Genomic DNA, 25,010 nt, shown 5'->3' with positions numbered 1-25,010 from the left:
TGCGGCGCAGGTCATATAAAGATATCTTTATGTCTCGCGCGATCCGACGAACCGAAGTTTAAGATAGGACGGCTATGACTCAGCCCGTTGCCCAGCCAGATCAGCCCGCCCTGCCCGATTGGACCGAGGTTCGCCAGGCCATCACTGCGGCAGCGCGTGAGCGCATCCTGATTCTGGATGGTGCCATGGGCACCATGATCCAGCGGCTCAAGCTGTCCGAAGAGAACTTCCGGGGCGAGCGCTTCCGCGATTGGACCTTGCCGCTCCAGGGCAACAACGACCTGCTGGTGCTGACCGAGCCGCAGCAGATCGAGGATATCCACTACGCCTACTTCATGGCCGGCGCCGACATCGCCGAAACCAACACCTTCTCGGCGACCTCCGTGGCGCAGGCCGATTACGGCACGGAGTCTGCCGTCTACGACATCAACTATCAGGGCGTCGTCGTCGCTCGTCGCGCCGCGCTGCGCGCCGAGGCCGCTGATGGCCGCCGCCGCTTTGTTGCGGGGGCGCTTGGGCCCACCAACAAGACCTCGTCCATGTCCACGGACGTCAACAGCCCCGGTCACCGTGCCATCACCTTTGATGAGCTGGTGGTCGCCTATGGCGAAGCCATTCGCGGGCTCGTGGATGCGGGCGCGGATCTGCTCCTGTTTGAAACCATCACCGATACGCTCAACACCAAGGCCGGCATCTTTGCCGCGCAGCGCTTGTTCGAAGAACGCGGCATCGATGTGCCGGTAATGATTTCAGGCACCATCACCGATCTCAGCGGCCGCACGCTGTCGGGGCAAACGCCTTCGGCGTTCTGGTACTCGGTGCGCCACGCCAATCCCATCACCATCGGGCTCAACTGCGCTCTGGGCGCCAACGCCATGCGCGCCCATCTGGGCGAATTGAGCGATGTCGCCGACACGCTGATCTGCGCTTATCCCAATGCCGGCTTGCCCAATGCCTTCGGGCAATATGACGAGTCGCCCGAATTCATGGCCGAGCAGATCGCCGGTTTCGCCGAGTCCGGTTACCTCAACATCGTGGGCGGCTGCTGTGGCTCGACGCCCGACCATATCCGCGCCATTGCCGATGCTGTGTCCCGCTTTCAGCCCCGGGCAATCCCGACCCAGGAGCCCCTCCTGCGCCTTGCCGGCCTTGAGCCCTTTACGCTGACGGAGGACATTCCCTTCGTCAATGTGGGCGAGCGTACCAATGTCACCGGCTCGGCTCGCTTCCGGAAGCTGATCACCGCCGGCGACTACACGGCCGCTCTGGAAGTGGCACGCGACCAGGTCGCCAATGGCGCCCAGATCATCGACATCAACATGGATGAGGGCCTGATCGACTCCAAGCGGGTGATGATCGAGTTCCTCAACCTGCTCGCCGCCGAGCCCGATATCGCCAAAGTGCCGCTGATGATCGACTCTTCCAAATGGGAAGTGATCGAGGCGGGCCTCAAATGCGTGCAGGGCAAGGCGCTGGTCAATTCCATCTCGATGAAGGAAGGGGTCGAATCCTTCCTGCACCAGGCCCGTCTGGTCCGGGCCTATGGCGCTGCCGTGGTGGTCATGGCCTTTGACGAGCAGGGCCAGGCCGATACGCTGGAGCGCAAGGTCGAAATCTGTACGCGCGCCTACAAGCTCCTCACTGAGGAAGTCGGCTTTCCGCCCGAAGACATCGTCTTTGATCCGAATGTCTTCGCCGTGGCTACCGGCATCGAGGAGCACAATGGCTATGGCGTGGCGTTCCTTGAGGCCACCAAGCAGATCACCGACACCCTGCCCCATGTCCATATCTCGGGCGGCATCTCCAATCTCAGCTTCTCGTTCCGCGGCAATGAACCGGTGCGCGAGGCCATGCATGCGGTGTTCCTCTACTATGCCATCCAGAACGGCATGGACATGGGCATCGTCAATGCCGGCCAGCTCGCCGTTTACGAGTCCATCGACCCCGAGCTGCGCGATGCCTGCGAGGACGTGATTCTCAACCGCCGCCCCGATGCGACCGACCGCCTGCTGTCCCTCGCCGAACGATATCGCGGCACCGCTGGCAAGGAAGCCACGGCCAAGGACTTGAGCTGGCGCGACAAGCCCGTCGAGGAGCGCATCGCCCATGCGCTGGTCAACGGCATCACCGAATATATCGACGCCGATACCGATGAAGCCCGCCGCAATGCGGAACGCCCCCTCCATGTCATCGAAGGCCCGTTGATGGCCGGCATGAGCATTGTTGGCGACCTGTTTGGCTCGGGCAAGATGTTCCTGCCCCAGGTGGTCAAATCCGCCCGGGTGATGAAGCAGGCCGTGGCGCTGCTGCTGCCCTATATGGAGGCCGAAAAGAACGCCGACGGCAACGCCACCGGCCGCAAAAGCGCCGGCAAGGTGTTGATGGCCACCGTCAAGGGCGATGTCCACGATATCGGCAAGAACATCGTCGGGGTCGTGCTCTCCTGCAACAATTACGAGATCATCGATCTGGGCGTTATGGTGCCCACCACCAAGATCCTGCAGACCGCTCGCGACGAGAAGGTCGATATCATCGGCCTATCCGGCCTCATCACCCCGTCGCTCGACGAGATGGTGCATGTCGCCGCCGAAATGGAACGCGAGGGCTTTGACATTCCCTTGCTGATCGGGGGCGCCACCACCAGCCGCGTTCACACGGCCGTCAAAATCCATCCGCGCTACGAACGCGGCCAGGCCGTCCATGTCAACGATGCCAGCCGCGCCGTTGGTGTCGTCGGCAATCTGCTGTCGGCGGACAACAAGGTGTCGTTCATCGCCGATATCCGCGCCGAATACGCCAAGGCCGCCGCCGCCCATGAACGTGCGGAATCGGAGAAGCAGCGCTTGTCGCTGGAAAAAGCCCGGGCCAACCGTTTCGCGCCGGATTGGTCGAGCTACACCCCGCCGGTTCCCGCCTTCCTTGGCACCCGCATCTTTGCCGATTGGGACCTGGCCGAGCTCGCCCGATATATTGATTGGACCCCGTTCTTCCAGACCTGGGAACTCAAGGGCCGCTATCCCGCGATCCTCCAGGATGAGCGCCAAGGGGAAGCGGCGCGCCAGCTTTGGGATGATGCCCAAAAAATGCTGGCCCAGATCATCGATGAAAAGTGGTTCAAGCCCAAGGCCGTGGTCGGCTTCTGGCCCGCAGCTTCCGTCGGCGACGATATCCGCTTGTGGAGCGACGAGAACCGCAGCGAGGAACTCGCCACGCTTTTCACCCTGCGCCAGCAGCTGACCAAGCGCGACGGCAAGCCCAACATGGCGCTCGCCGATTTCGTAGCGCCGGTCGACAGCGGCAAGCCCGATTACATCGGCGCCTTCGTGGTCACGGCCGGGCTCGAGGAAGTGTCGATCGCCCAGCGCTTCGAGCAGCAGAACGATGATTACTCGGCCATTCTGGTCAAGGCGCTGGCCGACCGCTTCGCCGAAGCCATGGCCGAAGCCATGCATGAACGGGTGCGAAAGGAGTTCTGGGGCTATGGCGCGAACGAAACCTACGCCCCCGAAGAGCTGATCGCCGAGCCCTATCGCGGCATCCGCCCGGCCCCTGGTTATCCCGCCCAGCCCGACCATACGGAAAAAACCACGCTGTTCCGCCTGCTCGATGCGGAAAACGCGGCCGGCGTCACCCTCACCGAAAGCTATGCCATGTGGCCGGGCTCATCGGTTTCGGGCGTGTATTTCAGCCATCCCGACGCCTACTATTTCGGCGTAGCCAAGGTGGAACGCGACCAGGTGCTGGATTACTCCAGGCGCAAGAATATGAGCGTGGCGGAAGTGGAGCGCTGGCTCGGCCCGATCCTCAACTACATCCCCGGCCCGGCCATCGTGGCCGCCGAGTGATGCTGAACCCGCGTGCCCCAGCTGGGGCACGCCTCCTTTATTCCGTCCCACCTTCGGCCAGCCGGCCGGGGCCAGCGGCGAGGTCAGCGATGCCCCATAATCGCATTCCGGTGACACTGGTGAGCGCCCCTCGCTTTCTTGCGGCCCTCGACCCGGAAACCGCCCTGCTCCGTCTCCCCGCCAATACCGGGCACGGTCACGCCGATGGTGAGCAGTGCCCCGCCTGCGCCGCCCAGCTCGACATTCGTGCCCAGCTCTTCAATTTGCTGGAAGAAGCCCGCCAGGGCCTGCGCCCGCCCTTTTCCAAGGTCGTCGTGGATGCCAGTGCCGTCCAGGATCAGGCCCGGCTGGTGGCCGCGCTCCAGGGCAAGCTCCCGGCCCAGGCCCTGCGCGACCACGCCGTAGCCCGCGCCTTCTACCTCGCCAGCGAGGCCTGACGCTGAGGCGACTGAAAGCCGGGAGGGCACATCCATGCTATCGGCAGCCGCAGCGACTTCCGGCAGCCGCAAAAACGCTAAAAGAACCGCACCAGTGGCGTATCGAGTCGCAAATACAGCGGATGCTTGGGCGAGCCATCGGCGTTGACCCCAAAGCACCACAACTCCACGCCGTCGGCGCGGAGCGCCTCCACCAGTTCCCGCCCGGCCGGTGCCAGTGCCTTGTTGAGCTTGCCGTGGCAAAGCACCACCCGGTCAGCCCCGGCCGCTGCAGCGCGCAGCGAGGGCAAATTGGCCGGCGAGGACACCACAACGCCCGGCACCAGCAGCGCCTTGGGGTCGGTGGCGCGATAATCGCCCACATTGCCCTTGGCCATGGCCGTGTAGCCCTCGCGGCGGGCGAAAGTCCATTCGCGCGCGCAGGTGGGATCGTTGACAGTGGCATCGGCCGTCGAAGGGTTCATGCCGATGAACATGATGTACTGTTCGGGGAAGCTGTCGCCCAGCCAGCGCCGCATCAGTTGGCGATGTTCATGGTCGCTGAACTGCGCATCCCCGCGTACGCCCGGCGGCAAGGCCAGGCGTACCCGACCGCCCGGATCATGGTCGTCTCCAATCATGCGGTCAGATCGCTGGGGGGCACCAGCCCATTGATCAGCGACGCTGTTGTCACCGTATTGGCCAGCAGGCACGCAATGGTCATTGGCCCGACCCCTCCCGGCACTGGCGTGATGGCGCCTGCAACCTCCGCTGCCGAAGCGAAGTCCACATCGCCCAGCAGCCGTGATTTGCCGGGGCCGCGCTCGGGTGCATCAACCCGGTTGATACCGACATCGATCACGGTCGCGCCGGGCTTGATCCAATCGCCCTTGATCATCTCGGGACGTCCCACGGCGGCAATCACGATATCGGCTTGGCCAACAACACGCGGCAGGTCGCGGGTGCGCGAATGGGCCATGGTGACCGTGCAGTTTTCCCGCAGCAGCAGTTGCGCCATCGGCTTGCCCACCAGATTGGAGCGGCCAACCACCACGGCATGCAGGCCCGAAAGGTCCCCCAGCGTGTCGCGCAGCAGCATGAGGCAGCCCAGCGGCGTGCAGGAAACCGGTCCGGGCAGGCCGATCACGAGCTTGCCGACGCTTTCGGGCGTGAAGCAGTCCACGTCCTTGGCGGGTGAAATGGTTTCGATCACCTTCTTGGCGTCGATCTGGCCAGGCAGTGGCAGTTGCACCAGGATGCCGTGGATGGCCGGATCGGCGTTGAGCCGCTCGACCAGCGCCAGCACCTCGGCTTCATCAGTGGTTTCCGGCAGTTCGTATTTTTCGGAGTGCATGCCCACTTCAACCGTCTGCCGCGCCTTTTGGGCGACATAGACCTGGCTGCCCGGATCACTGCCGACGATGATCACGGCCAATCCGGGCGTGATGCCGTGCTCGGCCTTGAGGCGCGCGACATGAGCGGCAATGCGCCCGCGCAGACCTTCGGCAAAGCCTTTTCCGTCGATTATCCTGGCAGTCATTGGGCACTCTCCTTGACCAAAGCCGATGGGGTTCCCTTAAGCCAAGGATAGCGCCGCCGTCCACTGCGGCACGCCTAAAAAGGCGAGGGCCGCAACAGCGTCAGCCATTGCAGCCCTCGGGGGACCAGCCCCACCGCACTGTTGAGGGCTTGGGGACAAGCAGCGGAACATGGTCCCGATTCACCAGCTGCATGGGTCGCTTGCCTTGCCAGTGAACAGGGACCAAGATGAAGGGCAATTGCGGCGCAAAATCAGCAGCACACGGCCTTGTGAAACCAAGCCGCGTCACCGATGTTTTGTTGGCGTCGCAAGGCTGCCACGACTTGATGGTAGCTGTGCCTCAGCCCGCTCCCCACCGCGCCGGTCAACGAGAAAAACAATGACGACGATCAGCCCGCCTCACATCGCCACCAGGTCCTTCACCGATCCACAGGAAGCCTGGGAGTTTCTGGCCGAGATCTACCACCGCAACACCAGCTTCATCCGCGAGCATCTGGATGGGCTAGCGCATGGGGTGATCCCGGGCGGAAGGGTGCGGGCCTGCTATCCGCAGGTCGAGGTGCGCTCAACCAGCTTCGGGCGCGGGCGCTCCACCCTGCCCTATGGCTATCTGCATACGCCCGGCCTTTACCGCACCACCGTGACCGCGCCGGACCTGTTCCGCACCTATTTCCAGGAACAGTTCTCCGTCATCCTCAACAATCACGGCGGCACTATCGATATCGGGGAATCCGATACCCCGATCCCGCTGCATTTCGCCATGCCGCCCAATTCACGAGTGGATGGTGAAGCGCTCAACGCGCTCGATATTCCGCTGCGTGATGTGTTCGACGCGCCCGATCTGGCCAATGCCGATGACGAAATCGCCAATGGCACCTTCATCCCGCCCAAGGGCGGACCCTACCCCCTCGCCGCGTTTACCGCGCCGCGTGTCGACTATTCGCTGTTCCGCCTCAGCCACTACACCGGCACCGATGCACAGCATTTCCAGAACTTCGTGATTTTCACCAATTACCAGTTCTACATTGATGAGTTTTGCAGGGTCGCCAAGGAGTATATGTCCTCCGGGCATGCCCAATATGATAGCTTCATCGAGCCGGGCAATTTCATCACCAACAATGTCCGGCTGGGTGGGGAAGTCTCAGGCACCCCGGTCGCCCGCGCCCCCCAAATGCCGGCTTATCACCTGACCACCGGCAGCAGCCGGGGCATCACCATGGTCAATATCGGCGTTGGCCCCTCCAACGCCAAAACCATCACCGACCATATCGCGGTGCTGCGCCCCCATGCCTGGATCATGCTCGGGCACTGCGCCGGCCTGCGCAACTCCCAGGAACTGGGCGACTATGTGCTCGCCCATGCCTATGTGCGCGAGGACCACGTCCTTGACGCCGATCTGCCGCTCTCAGTCCCCATTCCGGCCCTTGCCGAAGTGCAGGTGGCGCTCGAACAGGCAGTTGAGGAAATCACGCAGCTCGAGGGCCTCGAAACCAAGCGCATCATGCGCACCGGCACCGTCGCCACCTTTGATAACCGCAATTGGGAATTGCGCGACCAGGCCGAGATCACCCAGCGCCTCAGCCAGTCGCGCGCGGTGGCGCTCGACATGGAATCGGCCACCATCGCTGCCAACGGCTTTCGCTTCCGCGTCCCCTATGGCACGCTGCTTTGCGTGTCCGACAAGCCACTCCATGGCGAGCTGAAACTGCCTGGCATGGCTTCGGACTTCTACCGCACCCAGGTCAACCGCCACCTGCTGATCGGCCTGCGCGCCATGGAAATCCTGCGCGACCAGCCCGCCGAGCGCCTCCACTCCCGCAAACTGCGCAGCTTCGTGGAAACGGCGTTTCAGTAGAAGGACTCTTGCGCCACCAGTGAACACCAGATGCGGGCTTGCGCCTCTCTCCCCCTTGAGGGGAGGGACCGAGGGAGGGGGTCCCCGTGGAACCCACCTGCCCCCCAAAAGCCCGATTGTCACCCCGGCCCTGAGCCGGGGCCCACCTCAGGATGACCCCCGGCTCAACACCGGGGTGACACCTGTGGTAGGACGAGATTCACATTGAACCACCACAACTCGCCCCATCGCCTCCCTCCCCCTTGAGGGGAGGGATCGAGGGTGGGGGTGCAGGCGGTTCCGCAATCGCATAGCGCGGAAGACGCCCGAAACCCTACTGCTTGCCCGTGCCCGGCTCGGCCATCTGCCGGTGCCGTTCGGCCAGCGCACCCTGGGGCAGCACATTGCTCATCAGCGCCTGCATCTTGTTGGCAAAGCCCGACACTTCATGCCCGTCGCCGCGCATCATCGCGTCATAGCCAGCCTTGGCCACCATTGCCGGATCGTCCTTCTTGTCGGTGGCGACCTTGGTGTCCAGCATGTCGGCCACTTCAAAGAAGTTGGTGTCGGTCGGCCCCGGCATCAGGAGGGTGATCGTGACATCGGTGTCCTTGAGTTCGTTGCGCAGCGCATAGGCAAACGAATCCACATAGGCCTTAGTCGCGTTGTACACCGCCTGGAAGCTGCCGGGCAGCAAACCCCCGATCGAGCCGGTGATCAGCACTTTCCCCGCATTGCGGTCGCGCATGTCGCGCACGAACTTGTGCAGCAGATAGGTCGTGCCGATGACATTGACGTCGATCACCTGCTGGATGTCGGCGAAGTCCTGGTCAAGGAATGCCTTGCCGAGCCCCCGGCCGGCATTGGCCATCAGCACATCAACCGGTCGCCCGAGCGCGGCCACAGCGGCATAGAGCTCATCGACCCCTTCATAGGTCGAAAGGTCCGCCTGCACCCCCTCGACGCTGCCACCGAACTGGCGCAGCGTTTCGGCGGCGTCGTCGATGTCGGATCCGTCTGCGGCGATCACAAGATTATAGCCCTGCTCGGCGCAGTGCTTGGCGAGTTCGAAACCGATGCCAGAAGAGGCGCCGGTGACGACGGCGAGTTTGTCAAATTCGGCCATGTTGAACTCCGGTGTTGTTTCGGGGATCAACGATGGCCGAACTCGGCTGTTCCGCATTCTTAACGTTGCGTCAGGACCCGTTCAGGATCCGTTCATCATTGTGGCGATTAGCGGCCCTTGACCACCGAGAAGCCGGCATATTTGGCCGAAGTGCCCAGCTGCTCTTCGATGCGGATCAGCTGATTGTACTTGGCCAGACGGTCCGAGCGCGACAGCGATCCCGTCTTGATCTGCCCGCAATTGAGCGCCACGGCAAGATCCGCAATAGTCGAATCCTCGGTCTCGCCCGAGCGGTGCGACATCACCGAAGTATAACCCGCGCGATGAGCAGTATCGACCGCGTTGAGCGTCTCGGACAGCGAGCCGATCTGGTTGACCTTGACCAGGATGGAATTGGCCACACCCATCTTGATGCCCGAAACCAGGCGCTCAGTATTGGTGACGAACAGATCATCGCCCACCAGCTGCACCTTCTTGCCGATGGCTTCGGTCAGCGCCTTCCAGCCATCCCAGTCATCCTCGGCCATGCCGTCTTCGATGGAAATGATCGGATAGCGATTGGCCAGATCCTCAAGGAAACGGACATTCTCCTCCGAAGACAAAGTGCGACCTTCGCCTTCCATCGCATATTGACCGTTCTTGAAATACTCGGTGGCAGCGCAATCGAGGCCAAGGAATACATCCTCACCGGGCTTGTAACCCGCCTTTTCGATGGACTTCATAATAAAGCCCAGCGCTTCATCTGCCGATTTGAGGTTCGGCGCGAACCCGCCCTCGTCGCCAACCGCCGTGTTGTGACCCTCGGCCGACAGACCCTTCTTGAGGGTATGGAAGATCTCCGCCCCGATGCGAACGGCATCGGACAGGCTCTCGGCACCCACCGGCAGGATCATGAATTCCTGCATATCGATAGGATTGTCAGCATGTTGGCCGCCATTGATGATGTTCATCATCGGCACTGGCAGCACATGCGCGTTCGGCCCACCAATATAGCGGTAGAACGGAAGCTCGCTCGACTCCGCCGCCGCCTTGGCGACTGCCAGCGACACACCCAGAATGGCATTGGCGCCGAGTCGGCCCTTGTTGTGGGTACCATCCAGCTCGATCATCGCCTGATCAACCGCGATCTGGTCGAGCGCATCCATGCCCTGGATCTCGTCAAAGATCGCGGTGTTGACGTTCTCCACCGCCTGCGTCACGCCCTTGCCCAAGTAGAGCTGCCCGCCGTCGCGCAGCTCGACTGCCTCATGAGCGCCCGTCGAAGCGCCCGAGGGTACCGCTGCACGGCCAAAGGAGCCGTCATCAAGCACCACATCGACCTCTACCGTGGGATTGCCACGGCTATCATAGATCTGGCGGCCGGTTACGTGGATGATCGAAGACATGGAAAGCCCTTCCCTCGGCGGTTTTACTTGCTGGCCCTGTTCCTAGACGTCGGGTGTGACAAGGAAAAGGGCTCAGCGCAAAAAAAGCCGCTAGGCGGTGGCGCTAGGCCGACTTAGCCGGCCCCGCCACATGTTCGGTGCGGTCGCGCTCGGTGGTCGCTGCCATATCCAACACCTTCTGCAGATTGGCCGCGTGGCGGAAGGATGGCTCCTGGTTGGCACCATCGCGCACCGCTTCGGCGAACCGCCTATAGTTGGTGGGTACCGGGTCAACCTCGATCTCGCGCCAGGTGGCGGTTTCGGCGTCGTCACCCAAGCAAGCCATCAGCTTGGGATGGTGATTGAGGTCGGAGATATCGAGCCCACCCTTGTCGCCATAGATGCGCAGCCGCAGATCATTGAGGTGGCCGGTAGCCCAGCGCGTGGCGTGGATCACGCCCATGGCGCCGTCCTGCATTTCAGCCGTCATGACAAAGGTGTCGTTGGCATCGAGCACATATTCGCCGATCTGGTTGTCCTTGGCCTTGCCAAACGTTTGCAGGCGGAAAAACACGTCAGCGAAATCGCTGCCGACGACAAAGCTCGCAAAATCAAGGATGTGGATCCCGATGTCGCCAAGAACGCCGTTGGAGCCGTGCCTGCTTGACAGGCGCCACAGCCAGGTCGGCGAAGTCCGCCAGTCGCCCCAAGCTTTGGACACGAGCCAACTCTGTAGATAGCTCGCTTCAAAGTGCTTGACCTGGCCGATGGCACCGGCCGCCACCATCCGCTGCGCCGCTTGGATCTGGGGTACGTTGCGATAGGTAAGATTGACCATGTTGACGAGGCCCAGCCGCTCGGCTGTCTCCGTCATCTCAAGGGCCTTGGCATAGTTGGTGGACAGCGGCTTTTCGCAGAACACATGCTTGCCCGCGTTCAGCGCCGCCATGGTCGTCGGGTAGTGCACGCTGTCGGGCGTGATATTGGAGATTGCGTCGAACTCGCCCCATTCAAGCGCCGCGTCGAGCGAAGCAAAGCCCCGCGGAATATCGTGCGTTTCCCTGAATGCCTGCAGCCGGTTCGGGTCGGTATCGACCGCGCCTACCAGATCTACCCCCTCGACCTCGCGAAAGCCTTTGACGTGGAGCCTGGCCATGCCGCCGGTTCCGAGAAGCAATAGACGCATGGAAACACCTTTGTTGTGCGCAGATTGTTGCCTTGCCCCAACCCTTCGGCGCCCCGAAGGGTTGCGATCAAACGCAAGCTCAAGGGACGACAACAGCCCGCGCCGGTCAACTGGGTGGAATGACCTTCTCTGCGGCATTTTACGTTTTTGTACCGGGCTCACCGCCCTTGATTTGCCGCGCTTTGGATGAAGGCTCCACCCATGATCCGAACCATGCTTTTTGCGGCCTTTGCCGCCTTCAGTTTTCCCGCGGCGGCGCAGGAATATCTTGCCCAGATACTCACCACGGCCGAGCAGCTGGAACCGCTCGAAACCGTGATCGTCGCCCAGCATGGCGAGGTTCTTGCCGAGCGTGGCTATCGTGGCCACAGCGTGACGGATCCGACCAACATCAAGTCGGCGTCAAAGACGATCCTCGCGACGCTGGTCGGCATTGCCATTGAGCGTGGCGTGCTGGAGGGCGTTGATCAGCCCATCGCCACCATCCTCGATGAAGAGCTGCCCGACGATCCAGATCCTCGCCTCGAGCGGGTCACGATCGGCAATCTGCTGTCCATGCAGGCGGGGCTGCAACCCACATCGGGGCCGAACTACGGTCGCTGGATCGCGAGCCGCAACTGGGTGCGCGCAGCGCTTGATCAACCTTTTGCCGACGAGCCCGGCGGCCGCATGCTCTACTCCACCGGCTCGAGCCATCTTCTATCAGCGGCGCTAACCGAGGCCACGGGAGAAACGACACTCGCGCTGGCCCGCGACTGGCTCGGCGGGATCGAGGGTTTCTCGATCGCCGGGTGGGAACGTGACCCGCAAGGCATCTATCTCGGCGGCAATGAGATGGCGATGAGCCCGCGCTCCTTGCTGGCCTTTGGCGAAATGTTCCGCTCTGGGGGGCTGGCCGCCAATGGCGAGCGCGTACTACCACAGAGCTGGATCGATCAGTCCTGGACCCGGCGCACCACGTCTCGGTTCAATGCGGATGGCTATGGCTATGGCTGGTTCCTCACCAGCATCGGCGGCGAGGAGGTGCGCTATGCCTGGGGCTATGGCGGGCAGATGCTTTATCTGGTGCCGGCGCTGGACCTCACCGTGGTCATGACCTCGGATGCGAGCCTGCCTGCCGCGAGCACCGGGCACCGGGATGATCTCAAAGCGCTGCTAGCCCAGATTATCGCCGCCGTACGCCCGGCTTCGCCAGGCACGCCCTAGTCCTCGAGCTTGTGACCTTCGAGGCGCCGGGCGGCGAGTTCCGCTTCGGCCTTGCTCTGGTTCTTTTCGGCCTTGGTGCGGCCGAAAAGAATTCGGTTCTGCTCAGCCTTGACGGCCTCATCCTCGCGCGCCTTGCGTTTGCGGGCGGTACGAAGATTGACGATCTCGGCCATCCGCTAGGCTCCTAAACCAGCCGGCTTTGATCGATGGCTGCCGCGATGAAGCTGGCGAACAGCGGGTGAGGCTCGAAGGGCTTGCTCTTGAGCTCGGGGTGGAACTGCACGCCGATAAACCAGGGGTGATCGGTGCGCTCCACGATTTCTGGCAGCTTGCCATCGGGCGATACGCCCGAGAACAAGAGGCCGTTCTTTTCCAGCAGCTTGCGGTAGTCCATGTTCACTTCATAACGGTGACGGTGCCGCTCGGAAATGTGCGTGGTGCCATAGATATCGGCAACGCGGCTGCCGCGGGTCAGCTGCGCGGGATAGGCACCCAGCCGCATCGTGCCGCCCAAGTCGGTGTCGCTGCCGCGCACTTCCTTGTTATTCTCGCGCGTCCATTCGGTCATCATCCCAACGATCGGCTCCTTGGTCGGGCCGAATTCGGTCGAGGACGCATTCTTGATGCCGGCGGTGTTGCGCGCCGCCTCGACGCAGGCCATCTGCATGCCAAAGCAGATGCCGAAATAGGGCACATCCTTGACCCGGGCAAAGCGGGCCGCCTCGATCTTGCCGGCCGAGCCGCGCTCACCAAAGCCACCCGGCACCAAGATGCCGTGGACATGCTCAAGATAGGGCGCCGGATCGTCGCGCTCGAACACTTCCGAATCGATCCACTGCAGGTTGACCTTGACCCGGTTGGCGATGCCGCCATGGTTGAGGGCTTCGGACAGCGACTTATAGGCGTCCTTGAGGCCAGTATATTTGCCCACAATGGCGATGTTGACCTCGCCTTCAGGATTGTGGAGGCGCTTGGAAACCTCTTCCCAGGCTTTGAGGTCCGGCGCGGGCGCATCGGCGATGCCGAAGGCAGCGAGCACTTCGCGGTCCAGACCCTCGTGATGATAGGCCAGCGGCACATCATAGATCGAGCCAACGTCCAAGCCCTGGATCACCGCCGATTCGCGAACATTGCAGAACAGCGCGAGCTTGCGCTTGTCGCTATCCGGAATCGGCCGGTCGCAGCGCACCAGGAGCACATCGGGCATGATGCCGATGGAGCGCAGTTCGGCCACCGAGTGCTGGGTCGGTTTGGTTTTGAGCTCTCCCGCCGAGGGGATATAGGGCATCAAGGTCAGGTGCAGATAGCAGGTATCGCCCCGTGGCAGGTCGTTGCCGAGCTGGCGGATCGCCTCGAAGAATGGCAGCCCCTCGATATCGCCCACGGTGCCGCCGATCTCGACGAGGACGAAGTCGAAGTCCTCATTGCCATCGAGGACGAATTCCTTGATGGCGTCGGTAACATGGGGGATGACCTGGACGGTGGCGCCCAGGTAATCGCCGCGCCGCTCCTTGGCCAGAATGTCCGAATAAATCCGGCCGGTGGTGATGTTGTCGCGCTTGTTGGCCGAACGGCCAGTGAAGCGCTCATAGTGCCCCAGATCGAGGTCGGTTTCCGCCCCGTCATCGGTCACGAACACTTCGCCATGCTGGGTGGGCGACATCGTGCCCGGGTCCACATTGAGGTAAGGGTCGAGCTTGCGCAGCCGCACCTTGTAGCCACGCGCCTGCAGCACAGCGCCCAAAGCCGCTGATGCCAGACCTTTACCCAAAGAGGAGACCACGCCTCCGGTGATGAATACGTACCGAGCCATGGGCGTTCACCTTACTCAAACAGCGATTCGAATCAAAGAGCGCCTTTGCGCTCTCCACAAAAGAAGAAGGGGATGTTGCCATCCCCTTTTCGGTTCTGCCTTGCGGCTTAGTTGGCGGGCGGCGCCGCGGGTGCTGTTGCCGGTGCCTCGGGCACTGGCAGGTCAGTCGCGGGGGCCGCCGGGGCCGAATTGTTCTGGGGCGCTGCCGGAGCGGGCGCGGTGGGCTCGGTCACCGGATCGGAGCCAGCCGGCGCAACCGGATCGGCTGCAGGTGCTGCGGGCACGGGCAGGTCGGATGGGGTCGAGCTTTGCAGGGAATTGAGCGCATCCAGCACGCTGGTGGGCGCGGTGCCCTCCGGAGTCTGCGCCGCACGCTCGAGAATGCCCGAGCTGCCGCGATCCACTTCGTTGAGAATGGTCAGGCCAATGGCGGTGGCGAAAAACAGTGCGGCGAGAATCGCCGTGGTGCGGGTCAGCAGATTGGCCGAGCCGCGGGCCGTCATGAAGCCGCCGCCACTGCCCCCGCCGATTCCGAGCGCGCCCCCCTCGGAGCGCTGCAGCAGGATCACCGCAATAAGCGCCAGCACGATCAGGAGGTAAGCAACAATGAGGACGTTCGCCATCGATCTCAGTTTCGGTCAAGCAAAAGATGGGGCGTTCTACACGCCCCCTCGCGCAAATGCCAGACGCTTGCGCCGCTTTTCAGCGCAGCATCCGGATCGGCTCATACCGCCGAGATAATGGTGTAGAAGTCCTTTGCCAAGAGGCTCGCGCCACCGACCAGCCCTCCATTCACATTCTCGATGGCCAAAATCTCGCGCGCATTCTGCGGCTTCATCGATCCACCATAGAGAATCCGGACGGTCTGGCCGTCTTCACCGAACCTCTCCACCAGCAGTTGGCGAATGCGGTTGTGCATGGCAGCGATCTCTTCATTGCGCGGTGTGCGGCCCGTCCCGATGGCCCAGACCGGCTCATAGGCGATAACCACGCCGTGCTCTGCGCCAGCATCGGGCACCGAGGCGGCCAGCTGCGCTGCAACCACACTTTCGGCCTCGCCGCTGTCGCGCTGGGCTTCGGTCTCGCCGACACAGATGATGGGCTTGAGGCCCGCCGCGATCGCCGCCTCGGCCTTGGCGCGAACCAGGTCGTCGCTTTCCCCGTGATCGGCCCGCCGCTCGGAATGCCCAACAATCACATATTGCGCGCCGGCATCGGCGAGCATCGCGGCCGACAAATCCCCCGTATGCGCGCCCGACGCGGCCTGGTGGCAATCCTGCCCGCCGGCCATGATGCCGCTGGTCGCGCCCCGGTTGGCAACGGCGTGAAGAATGGTCGCAGGCGGGCAAATCACCACCATGGCACGGGGGGCATCGCCCGAGGTCATCAGACTGGCCAGCTCTCCCAACTGGTCGATCGCGGAGCGAAGCCCGTTCATTTTCCAGTTGCCGGCGATCAGGGGGGTGATGGTGCGGGTCACTCTTGTATACTCCTGCCTCTTGCACCGGAGCGGGCTTTGCCCTAACCCCGGCAGTCACTAACTCTAGTAGTACCCCGCCTTGCCAGCGGTAAAGCCCTGTATCTCGTGTAGCGGAACGCCCCACATGCTCGATAGTTTGCGTTTGTTTGCAAAATCCTGGATGGGCAAGATCCTGGGGGCCTTCCTCCTGGTGGGGCTTGCGGGCTTTGGCATCAACAATGTCATCACCGACCTGGGCGGCAGCACCGTTGCTCGCGTTGGCGATGAAGAGATCAGCTCGCGCGACTTCCTGCGAGCTTATCGCGGCCAGCTTAACCAGATCGCCCAGCAGATCGGCTCCATGCCCACACTCGAACAAGCCGAGAGCTTCGGCGTTCCGAGCCTGGTGCTGCAGTCCCTTGCGCAAGAGGCGGCCCTTGATGGTCTTGCCCACCGCATGGGGCTTGGTGTTTCCGAGCAGAAGCTGAGCGAATTCTTGCGGGAAGACCCCAATTTCAGCGGCACGCTGGGCACCTTCGATCCCGCGGTCTTCCAGCAGGTGCTGCAGCAAAATGGCATGTCGGAGTCCGAGTATTTCGAGGACCAGGCCGATTCTGCGCGCCGCCAGCAGCTGGCGCTGTCGCTATTCGGCGACACCAGCCTGCCCCCGACCGCCGCCCAGATGCTCAACCGCTACATTGCCGATCAGCGCACCGTCGATTTCTTCGTGATCAGCGACACCAATGTTCCAATGCCCCCGGTGCCAACCGAGGAAGAATTGGCCGCCTATCTCGCCGAACACCAGGCCGAGTACCGCACCGTTGAAACGCGCCAGGTGCAGCTCCTTGCGCTGTCGCCTGCCTCGCTCGCCGCAACCAAGACGATTTCAGACGAGGCGGTTGCCGCTGAATATGAGCGCACCAAGGATAGCCTGACCACGATCGAGCGCCGCAACATTCAGCAGGCCGTTCTGGCTTCGCCCGAACAAGCCGCGCTGTTTGAAGCGGGTGCCGCCTCGGGCCGCCCCTTTGCCGATGTGGTGGCGGAAGCCGGCCTCACCGTCACCGATCTTGGCACTCGAGGGCAGGCCGAAATCACTGACGCCACGCTGGCCGAAGCCGCCTTTAGCCTGCCGGCCGGCGGTTACCGAGTGATCAGTGGCGTGGCGGGCCCGCGTGTCGTGCATGTGCAGACCATCGAAGCGGGCGGTCAGACCAGCCTGGAAGAAGCACGTGAACAGATTCGCGAGAATCTCGCCCTGGCCGAAGCACGCAAGGAAATCGCCGAAGTGCTCGACCAGGTCGAGGAACTGCGCGCCGCCTTCCGGCCGCTCAGCGAAATCGCCGAGCGCTTTGGTCTTGAGCTCTATGAGGTAGGCGTTACCCAAAGCGGGGCAGAACTCGCCGTTATCGCGAGCTTGCCCGAAAGCGAGCGTCCGCGCGTGGTCCAGTCGATCTTTGCCGCCCAGGAAGGCAATCTCACGCCGGCCATCTCGCTGGGCGCCAACAACAATATATGGTTCGACCTGGAAGCCATCGAGCCAGCGCGCGACCAGACCCTTGATGAAGTGCGCGATGCGGTCGTCGCCGCGATCACCGCCGAGCGGATCAACGCGGCGATCGCCACCGAAGCCCAGGCTGCGGTTGATCGCCTCAAGGCCGGCGAGCCCCTGGCCGATGTTGCCGCTTCGCTCTCCGTGTTCCCGCAGTTGAGCCCGCCCTTTAACCGCGGTGGCGCCGAGGGCACGTCCGTGGATGGCCTCGTTGCGGCGGCCGCCTTTGACGGCGGCCCCGATCATCATGGCATGGCCATCAATCAGGCTGGTGAGACCGTGGTGTTCCAGGTGGTTGAAGCAGTTCCTGCCGAAGGCCCGCTCAATCCGCAAACCAGCGCCAGCCTCGAGAACGAAGTGCGCGTCGGCTTGTTCGGTGATTTCGTCTCCGCCGTGCGAGATGAAGCGGGGCTGCGGGTCAATGAGCAGGCGCTCCAGCAGGCGCTGACCCTCTCCACGGCGCAGTAAGCTCTTTCGGGAAACACGATAGTGGCCAGCGACTTCACCCAGCAGTTTGCAGATCGCTATGACGGGGGTGAGTCCCAGATCGTCTGGCGCCGCATCGTGGCCGATCTCGAAACGCCGATCGGCACCTATCTCAAGCTGGCGCAGGATCGCCGCAATACGTTCCTGCTGGAATCGGTGCAGGATGGTTCGACCCGGGGTCGTTATTCCATCATCGGCCTGCTGCCCGATGTGATCCTCAAGGTTGAACAAGGCACCGCCTCGATCAACCGGCAGGCCCAGCTTGACGCCACAGCCTTCGAGCCCCTGCCCGACCAGCCGCTCGACGCCCTGCGGCACCTCGTGGCCGACTCCCAGATCTCGGTGCCCGAAGGCCTGCCACCCCAGTCGGCCGGCATCTATGGCTTTCTGGGCTATGAGATGGTCCGCTATATGGAAGTGCTGCCCGACAGCAACCCGGACGAACTGCAACTGCCCGAAGCCATGCTGATGCGCCCTTCTCTGTTGGCCGTGTTCGACACGGTCAAGGACGAGCTCTATCTCACCGCGCCCGTTTACGTCCGCCAGGGGGTGACGGCCCGCCAGGCGCATGAAGCCGCGACGGCCCGTATCGATGACGCCATCGCCCGCCTGGGGCGCGCCCTGCCAACGACCCCGGCCGTACCCGACCTGCAGCACATCGCCGTCCAGAGCAACACCACGCGCGACGAGTATTTCGCCATGGTCGCCCGGGCGCAGGACTACATCGCCGCGGGCGACATCTTCCAGGTCGTGCTCAGCCAGCGCTTCGAGGCCGAGTTCACCCTGCCCCCGACCGCCTTGTATCGGGCGCTGCGTCGCACCAATCCCAGCCCCTATATGTATTTCCTCGATTTCGGGGATTTCGCCGTGGCGGGCTCGAGCCCCGAGATCCTGGTGCGCGTCCGCGAAGGCGAGGTCACCATCCGGCCCATCGCCGGCACCCGCAAGCGCGGTTCGACCCCCACCCGCGACCAGGAACTGGCGGCCGAACTACTGGCCGACCCCAAGGAGCGCTCCGAGCATCTGATGCTGCTCGACCTCGGGCGCAACGATGTGGGCCGTGTCGCCAAGACCGGGACTGTGCGCGTCACCGACAAGTTCTTTCTGGAATACTACAGCCACGTCATGCACATCGTCTCCAATGTGGTTGGCGTGCTCGATCCGCAATACGACTTTGTCGATGCGCTCGCCGCCGGCTTTCCGGCCGGGACGGTCTCAGGTGCCCCAAAGGTGCGCGCCATGGAGATCATCGACGAGCTCGAAAAGTCGCGCCGCGGCATCTATGGCGGCTGCGTCGGCTATTTCGGAGCCGATGGCACCATGGACACCTGCATTGTCTTGCGCACCGCCGTGCACAAGGACGGCAAGCTTTATGTGCAGTCCGGCGCCGGCATTGTGGCCGATAGCCAGCCCGCGCTCGAGCAGATGGAATGCGAAAACAAGGCACGCGCCCTTTTCAGCGCTGCCGAGGAAGCGCTACGCTATGCCGGCGAGGCGAGGATCGGGCAATGAGCGGCAGCAAGACCAGCGTGGACCTCACGATGAGGTCGAACAATTATCGATGGCGGGGCTGGTTCTGATCTCTGAACCCTCATTCCCTATAGCTGCGCTGGAGCAGACCCATGACCCGCACGCTCGTTATCGATAACTACGACAGCTTCACCTACAACCTCGTCCACTATCTGGGCGAACTTGGCGCCGAACTCACCGTGGTGCGCAACGACAAGATCACCCCCGACGAGATCGAAACCATGGCCCCCCAGGCTATCGTCCTGTCTCCCGGGCCCTGCACCCCCAACGAAGCCGGCGTGTGCCTGGCGGTAATCGACCGCTTCAAGGCGCAGATCCCCATCCTGGGCGTATGCCTTGGTCATCAGGCCATCGGGCAGGCCATGGGCGGCGACGTCGTGCGTGCGCCCGAACTGGTGCATGGCAAGACCAGCGCCATCAACCACACCGGCGAAGGCCTCTTCCGCGGTCTCAACTCGCGCTTTGAAGCCACGCGCTACCACTCGCTGGTGGTTGAACCGACCACCCTGCCCGCTACCCTCAAGGTCACCGCCACCACCGATGATGGTCTGATCATGGGCATGCAGCACGAAAGCCTGCCGGTACACGGCGTGCAGTTTCACCCGGAAAGCATCGCCTCCGAGAACGGGCACGCGCTGTTGCAGAACTTCCTCAACCTCGCTCGCGACTTCAACGGAAAGACCGCCTGATGGACATCAAGCAGGCACTGGCCAAGATTGCTGATCGCCGCAATCTCACTGGCGAGGAAATGCGCTCGGTGATGCGCACCATCATGGCCGGCGAAGCCACGCCCTCTCAACTCGGCGCTTTCCTCATGGGCATGCGCCTCAAGGGCGAGTCGGTGGGTGAGATCGCCGCCGCCGTGTCGATCCTGCGCGAGCAGATGGTGACGGTCGACGCCCCCGAACACGCCATCGACATTGTCGGCACCGGCGGTGATGGTGTTGGCACGCTCAACATCTCGACAGCCAGCGCCATCGTTGTTGCCGCCGCCGGCGTTCCCGTCGCCAAGCACGGCAACCGCGCATTGTCTTCCAAATCGGGCTCCTCCCAGGCCCTTGAAGCCCTTGGGGTCAAGCTCGACCTCACCCCCGCCGAAATTTCGCGCTGCATCAACGAGGCCGGGATCGGCTTCATGTTCGCGCCGGCCCATCATCCAGCCATGCGCCATGTCGGCCCTTCGCGCGCCGAAATGGGCGTGCGCACCATGTTCAACCTGCTCGGGCCCCAATCCAATCCTGCCGGGGTGCGCCGCTATATGCTCGGCGTTTATTCCCCCGAATGGGTGGAGCCGGTCGCTGCAGCGCTCCTTGCCAACCGCGCCATCAAGGCCTGGGTGGTCCATGGCAGCGACGGGCTCGATGAGATCACCGTCACCGGGCCCTCCTATGTCGCCGAGATCGCGAACGGCAATCTGCGCAGCTTCGAGATTACCCCCGAAGACGCCGGCCTGTCGCGCCATGATCCCAATGACCTCCTGGGTGGCGAGCCCGAATATAATGCCCTCGCCATCCACGCGCTCTTTGACGGCGCGCCCGGCGCCTATCGCGACATCGTTCTCCTCAATGCCGCCGCCTCGCTGATCGTGGCCGATGTGGTGAGTGACCTGCGCAGCGGCGCCGCCATGGCCGCCGAAATGATCGACAGCGGCAAGGCCCGGGAAACCCTCGAGCGCCTTGTCGCCATCTCCAATGGAACACCCCCATGAGCGATATTCTCAAGCAGATCGAAGCCTATAAGCGCGAGGAAATCGCCGCGGCCAAGGCCCTGCGCCCTTGGGACGAAGTGGTTGCTGCCGCCCATGACCAGCCCCCGCCACGCGGCTTTCTCGCCGCCATCAAGGCCAAGCGCGCCCGCGGCGAATACGCCTTGATCGCCGAGGTCAAGAAAGCCAGCCCCTCCAAGGGCCTGATCAGGCCCGATTTCAACCCGGCAGAGATCGCCCGCGCCTATGAAGGGGCCGGCGCGACGTGCCTTTCGGTCCTCACCGATCAGCCCTCGTTCCAGGGCTCGCCGGCGTTCTTGCGCGAGGCGCGCGACGCCACCGCCTTGCCGGTCCTGCGCAAGGATTTCCTCTTCGAAACCTACCAGGTCGCCGAAGCGCGCGCTTGGGGCGCCGATTGCATCCTCATTATCCTCGCCGCTGTCGGTGACGACGTCGCGCGCTACCTGCTCGATTCCGCCCGCGAATGGGGCATGGATGCCCTGGTCGAGGTGCATGACCAGCTCGAGCTCGACCGGGCGCTGGCGCTCGATGCCGAGTTCATTGGCATCAACAACCGCAATCTGCGCACCTTCGAAACCCGGCTCGATACCTCGGTCAACCTCGCGGGCGGCGTTCCAGCCGGCAAGGTGCTGGTCAGCGAAAGCGGCATCAACGGCCATGAACACCTGCAGCATCTCGACCGCACAGCCGGCATCGGCACCTTCCTTGTCGGCGAATCGCTGATGCGCCAGGCCGATGTGGTCGCCGCCACCCGCGCCCTCCTGCAGGGTGTGCGCCAGGCCGCCCATCCATGAGCGAGCCGCAGCTGACCCATCTCAACGAGCGCGGGGAGGCCCGGATCGTTGATATCGGCGACAAGGCAGTCACCCGCCGCCGCGCCCTCGCCCAGGCGGTGATCAGCGGTCGGCCCGAAACCATTGCCGCCATCATGGGTGGCGCCCTCAAGAAGGGCGACGCCCTGGCCGTCGCGCGCGTCGCGGGCATCATGGCAGCCAAAAAGACCGCCGAGCTCATCCCTCTTTGCCACCCCATCCCGCTCACCAAGGTCAGCGTCGAGCTGGAGGCGCGCGAGCCCGGCGCCATCACCATTCTTGCGACTGCCGAAACCACCGGCCAGACCGGGGTGGAAATGGAAGCCCTCGTGGCGGCTTCCACCGCCGCCCTTACGCTTTACGACATGGCCAAGGGCATCGACCGCGAGATGGTTATCTCCGCGATCTGTCTGCTCGAAAAATCGGGCGGCAAGTCCGGCGATTTCCAGCGCGCGCCATGAGCCTGCTCCCGGTTGAAGACGCCCTCGCGGCCATTTTCGCCCGCGTGCCCCCCGCCCGCACCGAGTCGGTGCCGCTGGAAGCTGCCGCCGGCCGGGTGTTGACCGAGCCCCTGCTCGCCCGTCATGACCAGCCGCCTTTCCCCGCCAGCGCCATGGATGGCTATGCCGTGCGCGCCGCCGATATCGTGCCAGGCGCGAGCCTTGAAGTCGTGGGCACCGCACAGGCCGGCGCCGGCTTTGGCGCGGATATCGCCCCGGGCACCTGCGTGCGCATCTTCACCGGCGCGCCCGTGCCCCCCGGCGCGGATGCCGTGATCATGCAGGAGGAAGCGACCCGCACCGGCGATCGCGTCAGCTTTGCCGCCCAGCCTCCCGTGGGGCGCAGCATTCGCCCGCTTGGCCACGACTTCCGGCAGGGACAGGAGCTGATTCCGAGAGGCTCTCGCCTCACCCCCATGCAACTGGCCGTCGCAGCCGCCGCCAATTGCCCGACGCTGCCCGTTGCCGTGCAGCCGCGCATCGCGCTCCTTGCCACCGGGGACGAACTGGTGCTGCCCGGCACCGCTCTCGGACCGGGCCAGATCGTTGCCTCCAACAGCTTCGGCTTGCGGCCGCTCCTTGCGCCTTACGCCGCAGAGATCCGCGACTACGGGATCGCTCCCGACAACCGGGCGGCGCTTGCCGAGCGCCTTGCCGGCATCTTTGCCGAAGCGCCCGACTTCGTCATCACCACGGGCGGCGCGAGTGTTGGCGACCATGATATCGTGCAGGAAATCCTGCTGAGTCTCGGCGTGCAGCTTGATTTCTGGCGCATCAATATGCGCCCGGGCAAGCCACTGATGTTCGGCACTCTGGGCAAAACCCTGGTGTTTGGCCTGCCTGGCAATCCGGTTTCGGCCATGGTGACCGCCGCCGTCTTCATCAAGCCGGCGCTGCGGCGCTGGCTCGGCGTCGCCGAACCCGCCCCCTGGCACCTGCCGCTCCTTGCGCCCACGCCGCCCAATACCGCCCGGCGCCACTTCATGCGTGCCCAAAGCGTGCATTCAAGCCGAGGTGCGGGCGTGCTCCCCATCAGCGAAACCGATAGCGGTCATACCTCCTCGCTGGCCCGCGCCGATATGCTGCTGGTGCAGCCTGAATACGATCCCGGCCAGCCGGCTGGCGCTCTCGTTCCAGCCATTCCGCTGGACGGGTTCTAGGCAGAGCCAAAGAATTTTCGCCTCCACCCATGAGCGTTATTGCAGAACATAACTGGAACACCTATGCTCGTTCAGTCTTTGTTCCGATTCTGCGATTGAAGGGCTCCGATGCTGACGCGAAAGCAACATGAACTGCTGATGTTCATCCATGAGCGGATGAAGGAAAGCGGCATTCCCCCTTCGTTTGACGAAATGAAGGACGCGTTGGATCTGGCCTCCAAGTCGGGCATTCACCGCCTGATCACGGCGCTTGAGGAGCGCGGCTTCATCCGCCGCCTCCCCAATCGCGCGCGGGCGCTGGAAGTGCTCAAACTCCCCGATTCGATGAACCCCGCGCTCGGCGGCCGCAAGGCCCGCTTCGAGCCCAGCGTCATCGAAGGCAATCTGGGCCGTGTTGCCGCTCCGCCGCCGCGCTCGGGCTGGAGCGATGATTATGTGCGCCCCGTGGCCGTGCCGGTCATGGGTCGGATCGCCGCCGGTACGCCCATCGAGGCCATCCAGAGCCACTCCCACACCATCTCGGTGCCACCCGAAATGCTTGGCCCGGGCGAGCACTATGCGCTGGAAGTGCGCGGCGATTCGATGATCGATGCGGGCATTTTCGATGGCGACACCGTGCTGATCCGTCGCCAGGATGTTGCCGGGACCGGCGAGATCATCGTTGCCCTGGTGGATGACGAGGAAGCCACCCTCAAGCGGCTGCGTCGCAAGGGCAACACCATCGCGCTTGAAGCGGCCAATCCCGCCTACGAAACCCGCATCTTCCCGCCCGACCGCGTCAAGGTTCAGGGCCGCCTGGTGGGCCTGCTGCGTAAATATTGACGCCCAGGGTCGAAAAACTCTGTCCTGTCCTGCTGCGAGTGGTGGCGCAAGAACGCCAGTGCTTGGCGTTCAGGCATCCTTTGGCTGGCTTTCAGCTGGTGAAAGGAACACGGGAAGGCCCCGAGCCGATTGAAATCGGTGCCCTGCGTGAACTCGCAGAGGAGTCTGGCCTGCAGGCAGAAGTTTCGCGCACCCTGCCTTCCAGTAGTGCCATTGCAGATAAACAGCTTTGGCACTTTGTTGTGGTGATCGCCTTGGCTCCCCTGGCCGAACACTGGCGCCACTTCACCCATGATGATGGCGGTCATTGGTTCGAGTTCTTCTGGTGGCCACTCGAGCGCCAACCGGGCCCCGAATGGCACCCCATGTTCCAGCGGGCCCTCGCCCACATCGCTCGCCACGCCTAAAGCCGGAATCGGCCAAGAAACAATCTCTTCGACGGAACTCGATTGCCGCCCTAGGGTCCTCATCAGCCGCACCAGACCAGCGCCTGTGTGCCCCCTCCTTCACCCTCCCCCTTGAGGGGAGGACCGGGGTGGGGGTTTAGTCCCCTCCTCCGCGAGTGACGTTAGACCCAGCTGGCCACCTCCAGCGCGCAATCCGCTCAAGCCCCATACCCCCCGACAATAACTT

The 25,010-nt window shown here is 63.4% G+C and carries 22 protein-coding genes; 13 read left to right on the top strand and 9 right to left on the bottom strand.

From position 1 onward, the window contains the following. Positions 1-74: 74 nt before the first annotated feature. A complete protein-coding gene (metH, locus tag HRQ64_RS11260) occupies positions 75-3,845 on the top strand; it encodes a methionine synthase (RefSeq protein WP_172123340.1) in 3,771 nt (1,256 codons plus the stop codon). An 89-nt stretch (positions 3,846-3,934) separates the two neighbouring features. Further along, a complete protein-coding gene (locus HRQ64_RS11255) occupies positions 3,935-4,282 on the top strand; it encodes a hypothetical protein (protein WP_172123339.1) in 348 nt (115 codons plus the stop codon). Positions 4,283-4,359: 77 nt separating this feature from the next. Here HRQ64_RS11255 and HRQ64_RS11250 read toward each other — a convergent pair whose 3' ends face one another. Both HRQ64_RS11250 and folD read right to left on the bottom strand, forming a co-directional pair. Beyond that, positions 4,360-4,902 carry a DUF1643 domain-containing protein gene (locus HRQ64_RS11250; RefSeq protein WP_172123338.1) on the bottom strand — a complete coding sequence of 181 codons (543 nt, stop codon included), beginning with the start codon at positions 4,900-4,902 and terminating at the stop codon, positions 4,360-4,362. Next, on the bottom strand, positions 4,899-5,801 hold the full coding sequence (folD, locus tag HRQ64_RS11245) for a bifunctional methylenetetrahydrofolate dehydrogenase/methenyltetrahydrofolate cyclohydrolase FolD (protein WP_172123337.1): 903 nt from the start codon (positions 5,799-5,801) through the stop codon (positions 4,899-4,901). The genes HRQ64_RS11250 and folD overlap by 4 nt, the downstream gene beginning before the upstream one ends. A gap of 379 nt (positions 5,802-6,180) precedes the next feature. On the opposite strand from folD, the gene HRQ64_RS11240 reads away from it, so the two are divergent. After that, a complete protein-coding gene (locus HRQ64_RS11240) occupies positions 6,181-7,656 on the top strand; it encodes an AMP nucleosidase (RefSeq protein ID WP_172123336.1) in 1,476 nt (491 codons plus the stop codon). A gap of 313 nt (positions 7,657-7,969) precedes the next feature. On the opposite strand, the gene HRQ64_RS11235 is transcribed toward HRQ64_RS11240, so the two are convergent. The 3 genes from HRQ64_RS11235 to HRQ64_RS11225 form a co-directional block, all read right to left on the bottom strand. Further along, positions 7,970-8,761: an SDR family NAD(P)-dependent oxidoreductase gene (locus tag HRQ64_RS11235; RefSeq protein WP_172123335.1), complete on the bottom strand. Its 792-nt coding sequence runs from the start codon at positions 8,759-8,761 to the stop codon at positions 7,970-7,972. A gap of 107 nt (positions 8,762-8,868) precedes the next feature. Continuing rightward, complete coding sequence (gene eno, locus HRQ64_RS11230; protein ID WP_127753093.1) at positions 8,869-10,146, bottom strand: phosphopyruvate hydratase; 1,278 nt, start codon at positions 10,144-10,146, stop codon at positions 8,869-8,871. A 103-nt stretch (positions 10,147-10,249) separates the two neighbouring features. Then, entirely contained in the window at positions 10,250-11,311 is a 1,062-nt protein-coding gene (locus HRQ64_RS11225; protein ID WP_172123334.1) for a Gfo/Idh/MocA family oxidoreductase, read from the bottom strand. Positions 11,312-11,512: 201 nt separating this feature from the next. On the opposite strand from HRQ64_RS11225, the gene HRQ64_RS11220 reads away from it, so the two are divergent. Further along, complete coding sequence (locus tag HRQ64_RS11220; RefSeq protein ID WP_172123333.1) at positions 11,513-12,517, top strand: serine hydrolase; 1,005 nt, start codon at positions 11,513-11,515, stop codon at positions 12,515-12,517. On the opposite strand, the gene HRQ64_RS11215 is transcribed toward HRQ64_RS11220, so the two are convergent. The 4 genes from HRQ64_RS11215 to tpiA form a co-directional block, all read right to left on the bottom strand. Continuing rightward, positions 12,514-12,690, bottom strand: coding sequence for a DUF4169 family protein (locus HRQ64_RS11215; protein ID WP_127753090.1), 177 nt, complete (start codon positions 12,688-12,690; stop codon positions 12,514-12,516). The genes HRQ64_RS11220 and HRQ64_RS11215 overlap by 4 nt on opposite strands. 11 nt (positions 12,691-12,701) lie before the next feature. Then, the gene (locus tag HRQ64_RS11210) at positions 12,702-14,330 is read right to left on the bottom strand and encodes a CTP synthase (protein ID WP_172123332.1); all 1,629 of its coding nucleotides are present in this window, start codon (positions 14,328-14,330) and stop codon (positions 12,702-12,704) included. Between the two features lie 107 nt (positions 14,331-14,437). After that, entirely contained in the window at positions 14,438-14,953 is a 516-nt protein-coding gene (secG, locus tag HRQ64_RS11205) for a preprotein translocase subunit SecG (RefSeq protein WP_172123331.1), read from the bottom strand. Positions 14,954-15,054: 101 nt separating this feature from the next. Beyond that, positions 15,055-15,810 carry a triose-phosphate isomerase gene (gene tpiA, locus HRQ64_RS11200; RefSeq protein ID WP_349236696.1) on the bottom strand — a complete coding sequence of 252 codons (756 nt, stop codon included), beginning with the start codon at positions 15,808-15,810 and terminating at the stop codon, positions 15,055-15,057. A 124-nt stretch (positions 15,811-15,934) separates the two neighbouring features. On the opposite strand from tpiA, the gene HRQ64_RS11195 reads away from it, so the two are divergent. The 9 genes from HRQ64_RS11195 (at position 15,935) to HRQ64_RS11155 (ending at position 24,784) form a co-directional block, all read left to right on the top strand. Beyond that, positions 15,935-17,809 (top strand): peptidylprolyl isomerase, encoded by a 1,875-nt coding sequence (locus HRQ64_RS11195; protein ID WP_172123330.1) that lies wholly within the window; start codon positions 15,935-15,937, stop codon positions 17,807-17,809. Positions 17,810-17,830: 21 nt separating this feature from the next. Next, positions 17,831-19,339, top strand: a complete 1,509-nt coding sequence (trpE, locus tag HRQ64_RS11190) for an anthranilate synthase component I (RefSeq protein ID WP_349236695.1) — start codon at positions 17,831-17,833, stop codon at positions 19,337-19,339. A gap of 110 nt (positions 19,340-19,449) precedes the next feature. Next, complete coding sequence (locus tag HRQ64_RS11185; RefSeq protein ID WP_127753084.1) at positions 19,450-20,046, top strand: aminodeoxychorismate/anthranilate synthase component II; 597 nt, start codon at positions 19,450-19,452, stop codon at positions 20,044-20,046. Continuing rightward, a complete protein-coding gene (gene trpD / locus HRQ64_RS11180; RefSeq protein WP_172124980.1) occupies positions 20,043-21,065 on the top strand; it encodes an anthranilate phosphoribosyltransferase in 1,023 nt (340 codons plus the stop codon). The genes HRQ64_RS11185 and trpD overlap by 4 nt, the downstream gene beginning before the upstream one ends. After that, positions 21,062-21,877: an indole-3-glycerol phosphate synthase TrpC gene (gene trpC / locus HRQ64_RS11175; protein ID WP_172123329.1), complete on the top strand. Its 816-nt coding sequence runs from the start codon at positions 21,062-21,064 to the stop codon at positions 21,875-21,877. Before trpD ends, trpC begins: the two co-directional genes overlap by 4 nt. Beyond that, positions 21,874-22,356 carry a cyclic pyranopterin monophosphate synthase MoaC gene (moaC, locus tag HRQ64_RS11170; protein ID WP_172123328.1) on the top strand — a complete coding sequence of 161 codons (483 nt, stop codon included), beginning with the start codon at positions 21,874-21,876 and terminating at the stop codon, positions 22,354-22,356. Before trpC ends, moaC begins: the two co-directional genes overlap by 4 nt. Next, complete coding sequence (gene glp / locus HRQ64_RS11165; RefSeq protein ID WP_172123327.1) at positions 22,353-23,555, top strand: gephyrin-like molybdotransferase Glp; 1,203 nt, start codon at positions 22,353-22,355, stop codon at positions 23,553-23,555. Before moaC ends, glp begins: the two co-directional genes overlap by 4 nt. 108 nt (positions 23,556-23,663) lie before the next feature. Further along, positions 23,664-24,377 (top strand): transcriptional repressor LexA, encoded by a 714-nt coding sequence (lexA, locus tag HRQ64_RS11160; RefSeq protein ID WP_127753079.1) that lies wholly within the window; start codon positions 23,664-23,666, stop codon positions 24,375-24,377. Between the two features lie 41 nt (positions 24,378-24,418). Next, entirely contained in the window at positions 24,419-24,784 is a 366-nt protein-coding gene (locus tag HRQ64_RS11155; protein ID WP_210258541.1) for an NUDIX domain-containing protein, read from the top strand. The last annotated feature ends 226 nt before the right edge of the window (positions 24,785-25,010 follow it).

This window comes from Devosia sp. 919 (assembly GCF_013185965.1).
Taxonomy (GTDB): Bacteria; Pseudomonadota; Alphaproteobacteria; order Rhizobiales; family Devosiaceae; genus Devosia.
This window is presented reverse-complemented; position numbering and strand designations above follow the sequence as displayed.

What these genes read in the sequence shown, in the direction of transcription:
- metH (WP_172123340.1), top strand. Translation starts at nt 75, where the DNA reads ATGACTCAGCCCGTTGCCCAGCCAGATCAGCCCGCCCTGCCCGATTGG.
- HRQ64_RS11255 (WP_172123339.1), top strand. Translation starts at nt 3,935, where the DNA reads ATGCCCCATAATCGCATTCCGGTGACACTGGTGAGCGCCCCTCGCTTT.
- HRQ64_RS11250 (WP_172123338.1), bottom strand. Translation starts at nt 4,902, where the DNA reads ATGATTGGAGACGACCATGATCCGGGCGGTCGGGTACGCCTGGCCTTG.
- folD (WP_172123337.1), bottom strand. Translation starts at nt 5,801, where the DNA reads ATGACTGCCAGGATAATCGACGGAAAAGGCTTTGCCGAAGGTCTGCGC.
- HRQ64_RS11240 (WP_172123336.1), top strand. Translation starts at nt 6,181, where the DNA reads ATGACGACGATCAGCCCGCCTCACATCGCCACCAGGTCCTTCACCGAT.
- HRQ64_RS11235 (WP_172123335.1), bottom strand. Translation starts at nt 8,761, where the DNA reads ATGGCCGAATTTGACAAACTCGCCGTCGTCACCGGCGCCTCTTCTGGC.
- eno (WP_127753093.1), bottom strand. Translation starts at nt 10,146, where the DNA reads ATGTCTTCGATCATCCACGTAACCGGCCGCCAGATCTATGATAGCCGT.
- HRQ64_RS11225 (WP_172123334.1), bottom strand. Translation starts at nt 11,311, where the DNA reads ATGCGTCTATTGCTTCTCGGAACCGGCGGCATGGCCAGGCTCCACGTC.
- HRQ64_RS11220 (WP_172123333.1), top strand. Translation starts at nt 11,513, where the DNA reads ATGATCCGAACCATGCTTTTTGCGGCCTTTGCCGCCTTCAGTTTTCCC.
- HRQ64_RS11215 (WP_127753090.1), bottom strand. Translation starts at nt 12,690, where the DNA reads ATGGCCGAGATCGTCAATCTTCGTACCGCCCGCAAACGCAAGGCGCGC.
- HRQ64_RS11210 (WP_172123332.1), bottom strand. Translation starts at nt 14,330, where the DNA reads ATGGCTCGGTACGTATTCATCACCGGAGGCGTGGTCTCCTCTTTGGGT.
- secG (WP_172123331.1), bottom strand. Translation starts at nt 14,953, where the DNA reads ATGGCGAACGTCCTCATTGTTGCTTACCTCCTGATCGTGCTGGCGCTT.
- HRQ64_RS11195 (WP_172123330.1), top strand. Translation starts at nt 15,935, where the DNA reads ATGCTCGATAGTTTGCGTTTGTTTGCAAAATCCTGGATGGGCAAGATC.
- HRQ64_RS11185 (WP_127753084.1), top strand. Translation starts at nt 19,450, where the DNA reads ATGACCCGCACGCTCGTTATCGATAACTACGACAGCTTCACCTACAAC.
- trpC (WP_172123329.1), top strand. Translation starts at nt 21,062, where the DNA reads ATGAGCGATATTCTCAAGCAGATCGAAGCCTATAAGCGCGAGGAAATC.
- moaC (WP_172123328.1), top strand. Translation starts at nt 21,874, where the DNA reads ATGAGCGAGCCGCAGCTGACCCATCTCAACGAGCGCGGGGAGGCCCGG.
- glp (WP_172123327.1), top strand. Translation starts at nt 22,353, where the DNA reads ATGAGCCTGCTCCCGGTTGAAGACGCCCTCGCGGCCATTTTCGCCCGC.
- lexA (WP_127753079.1), top strand. Translation starts at nt 23,664, where the DNA reads ATGCTGACGCGAAAGCAACATGAACTGCTGATGTTCATCCATGAGCGG.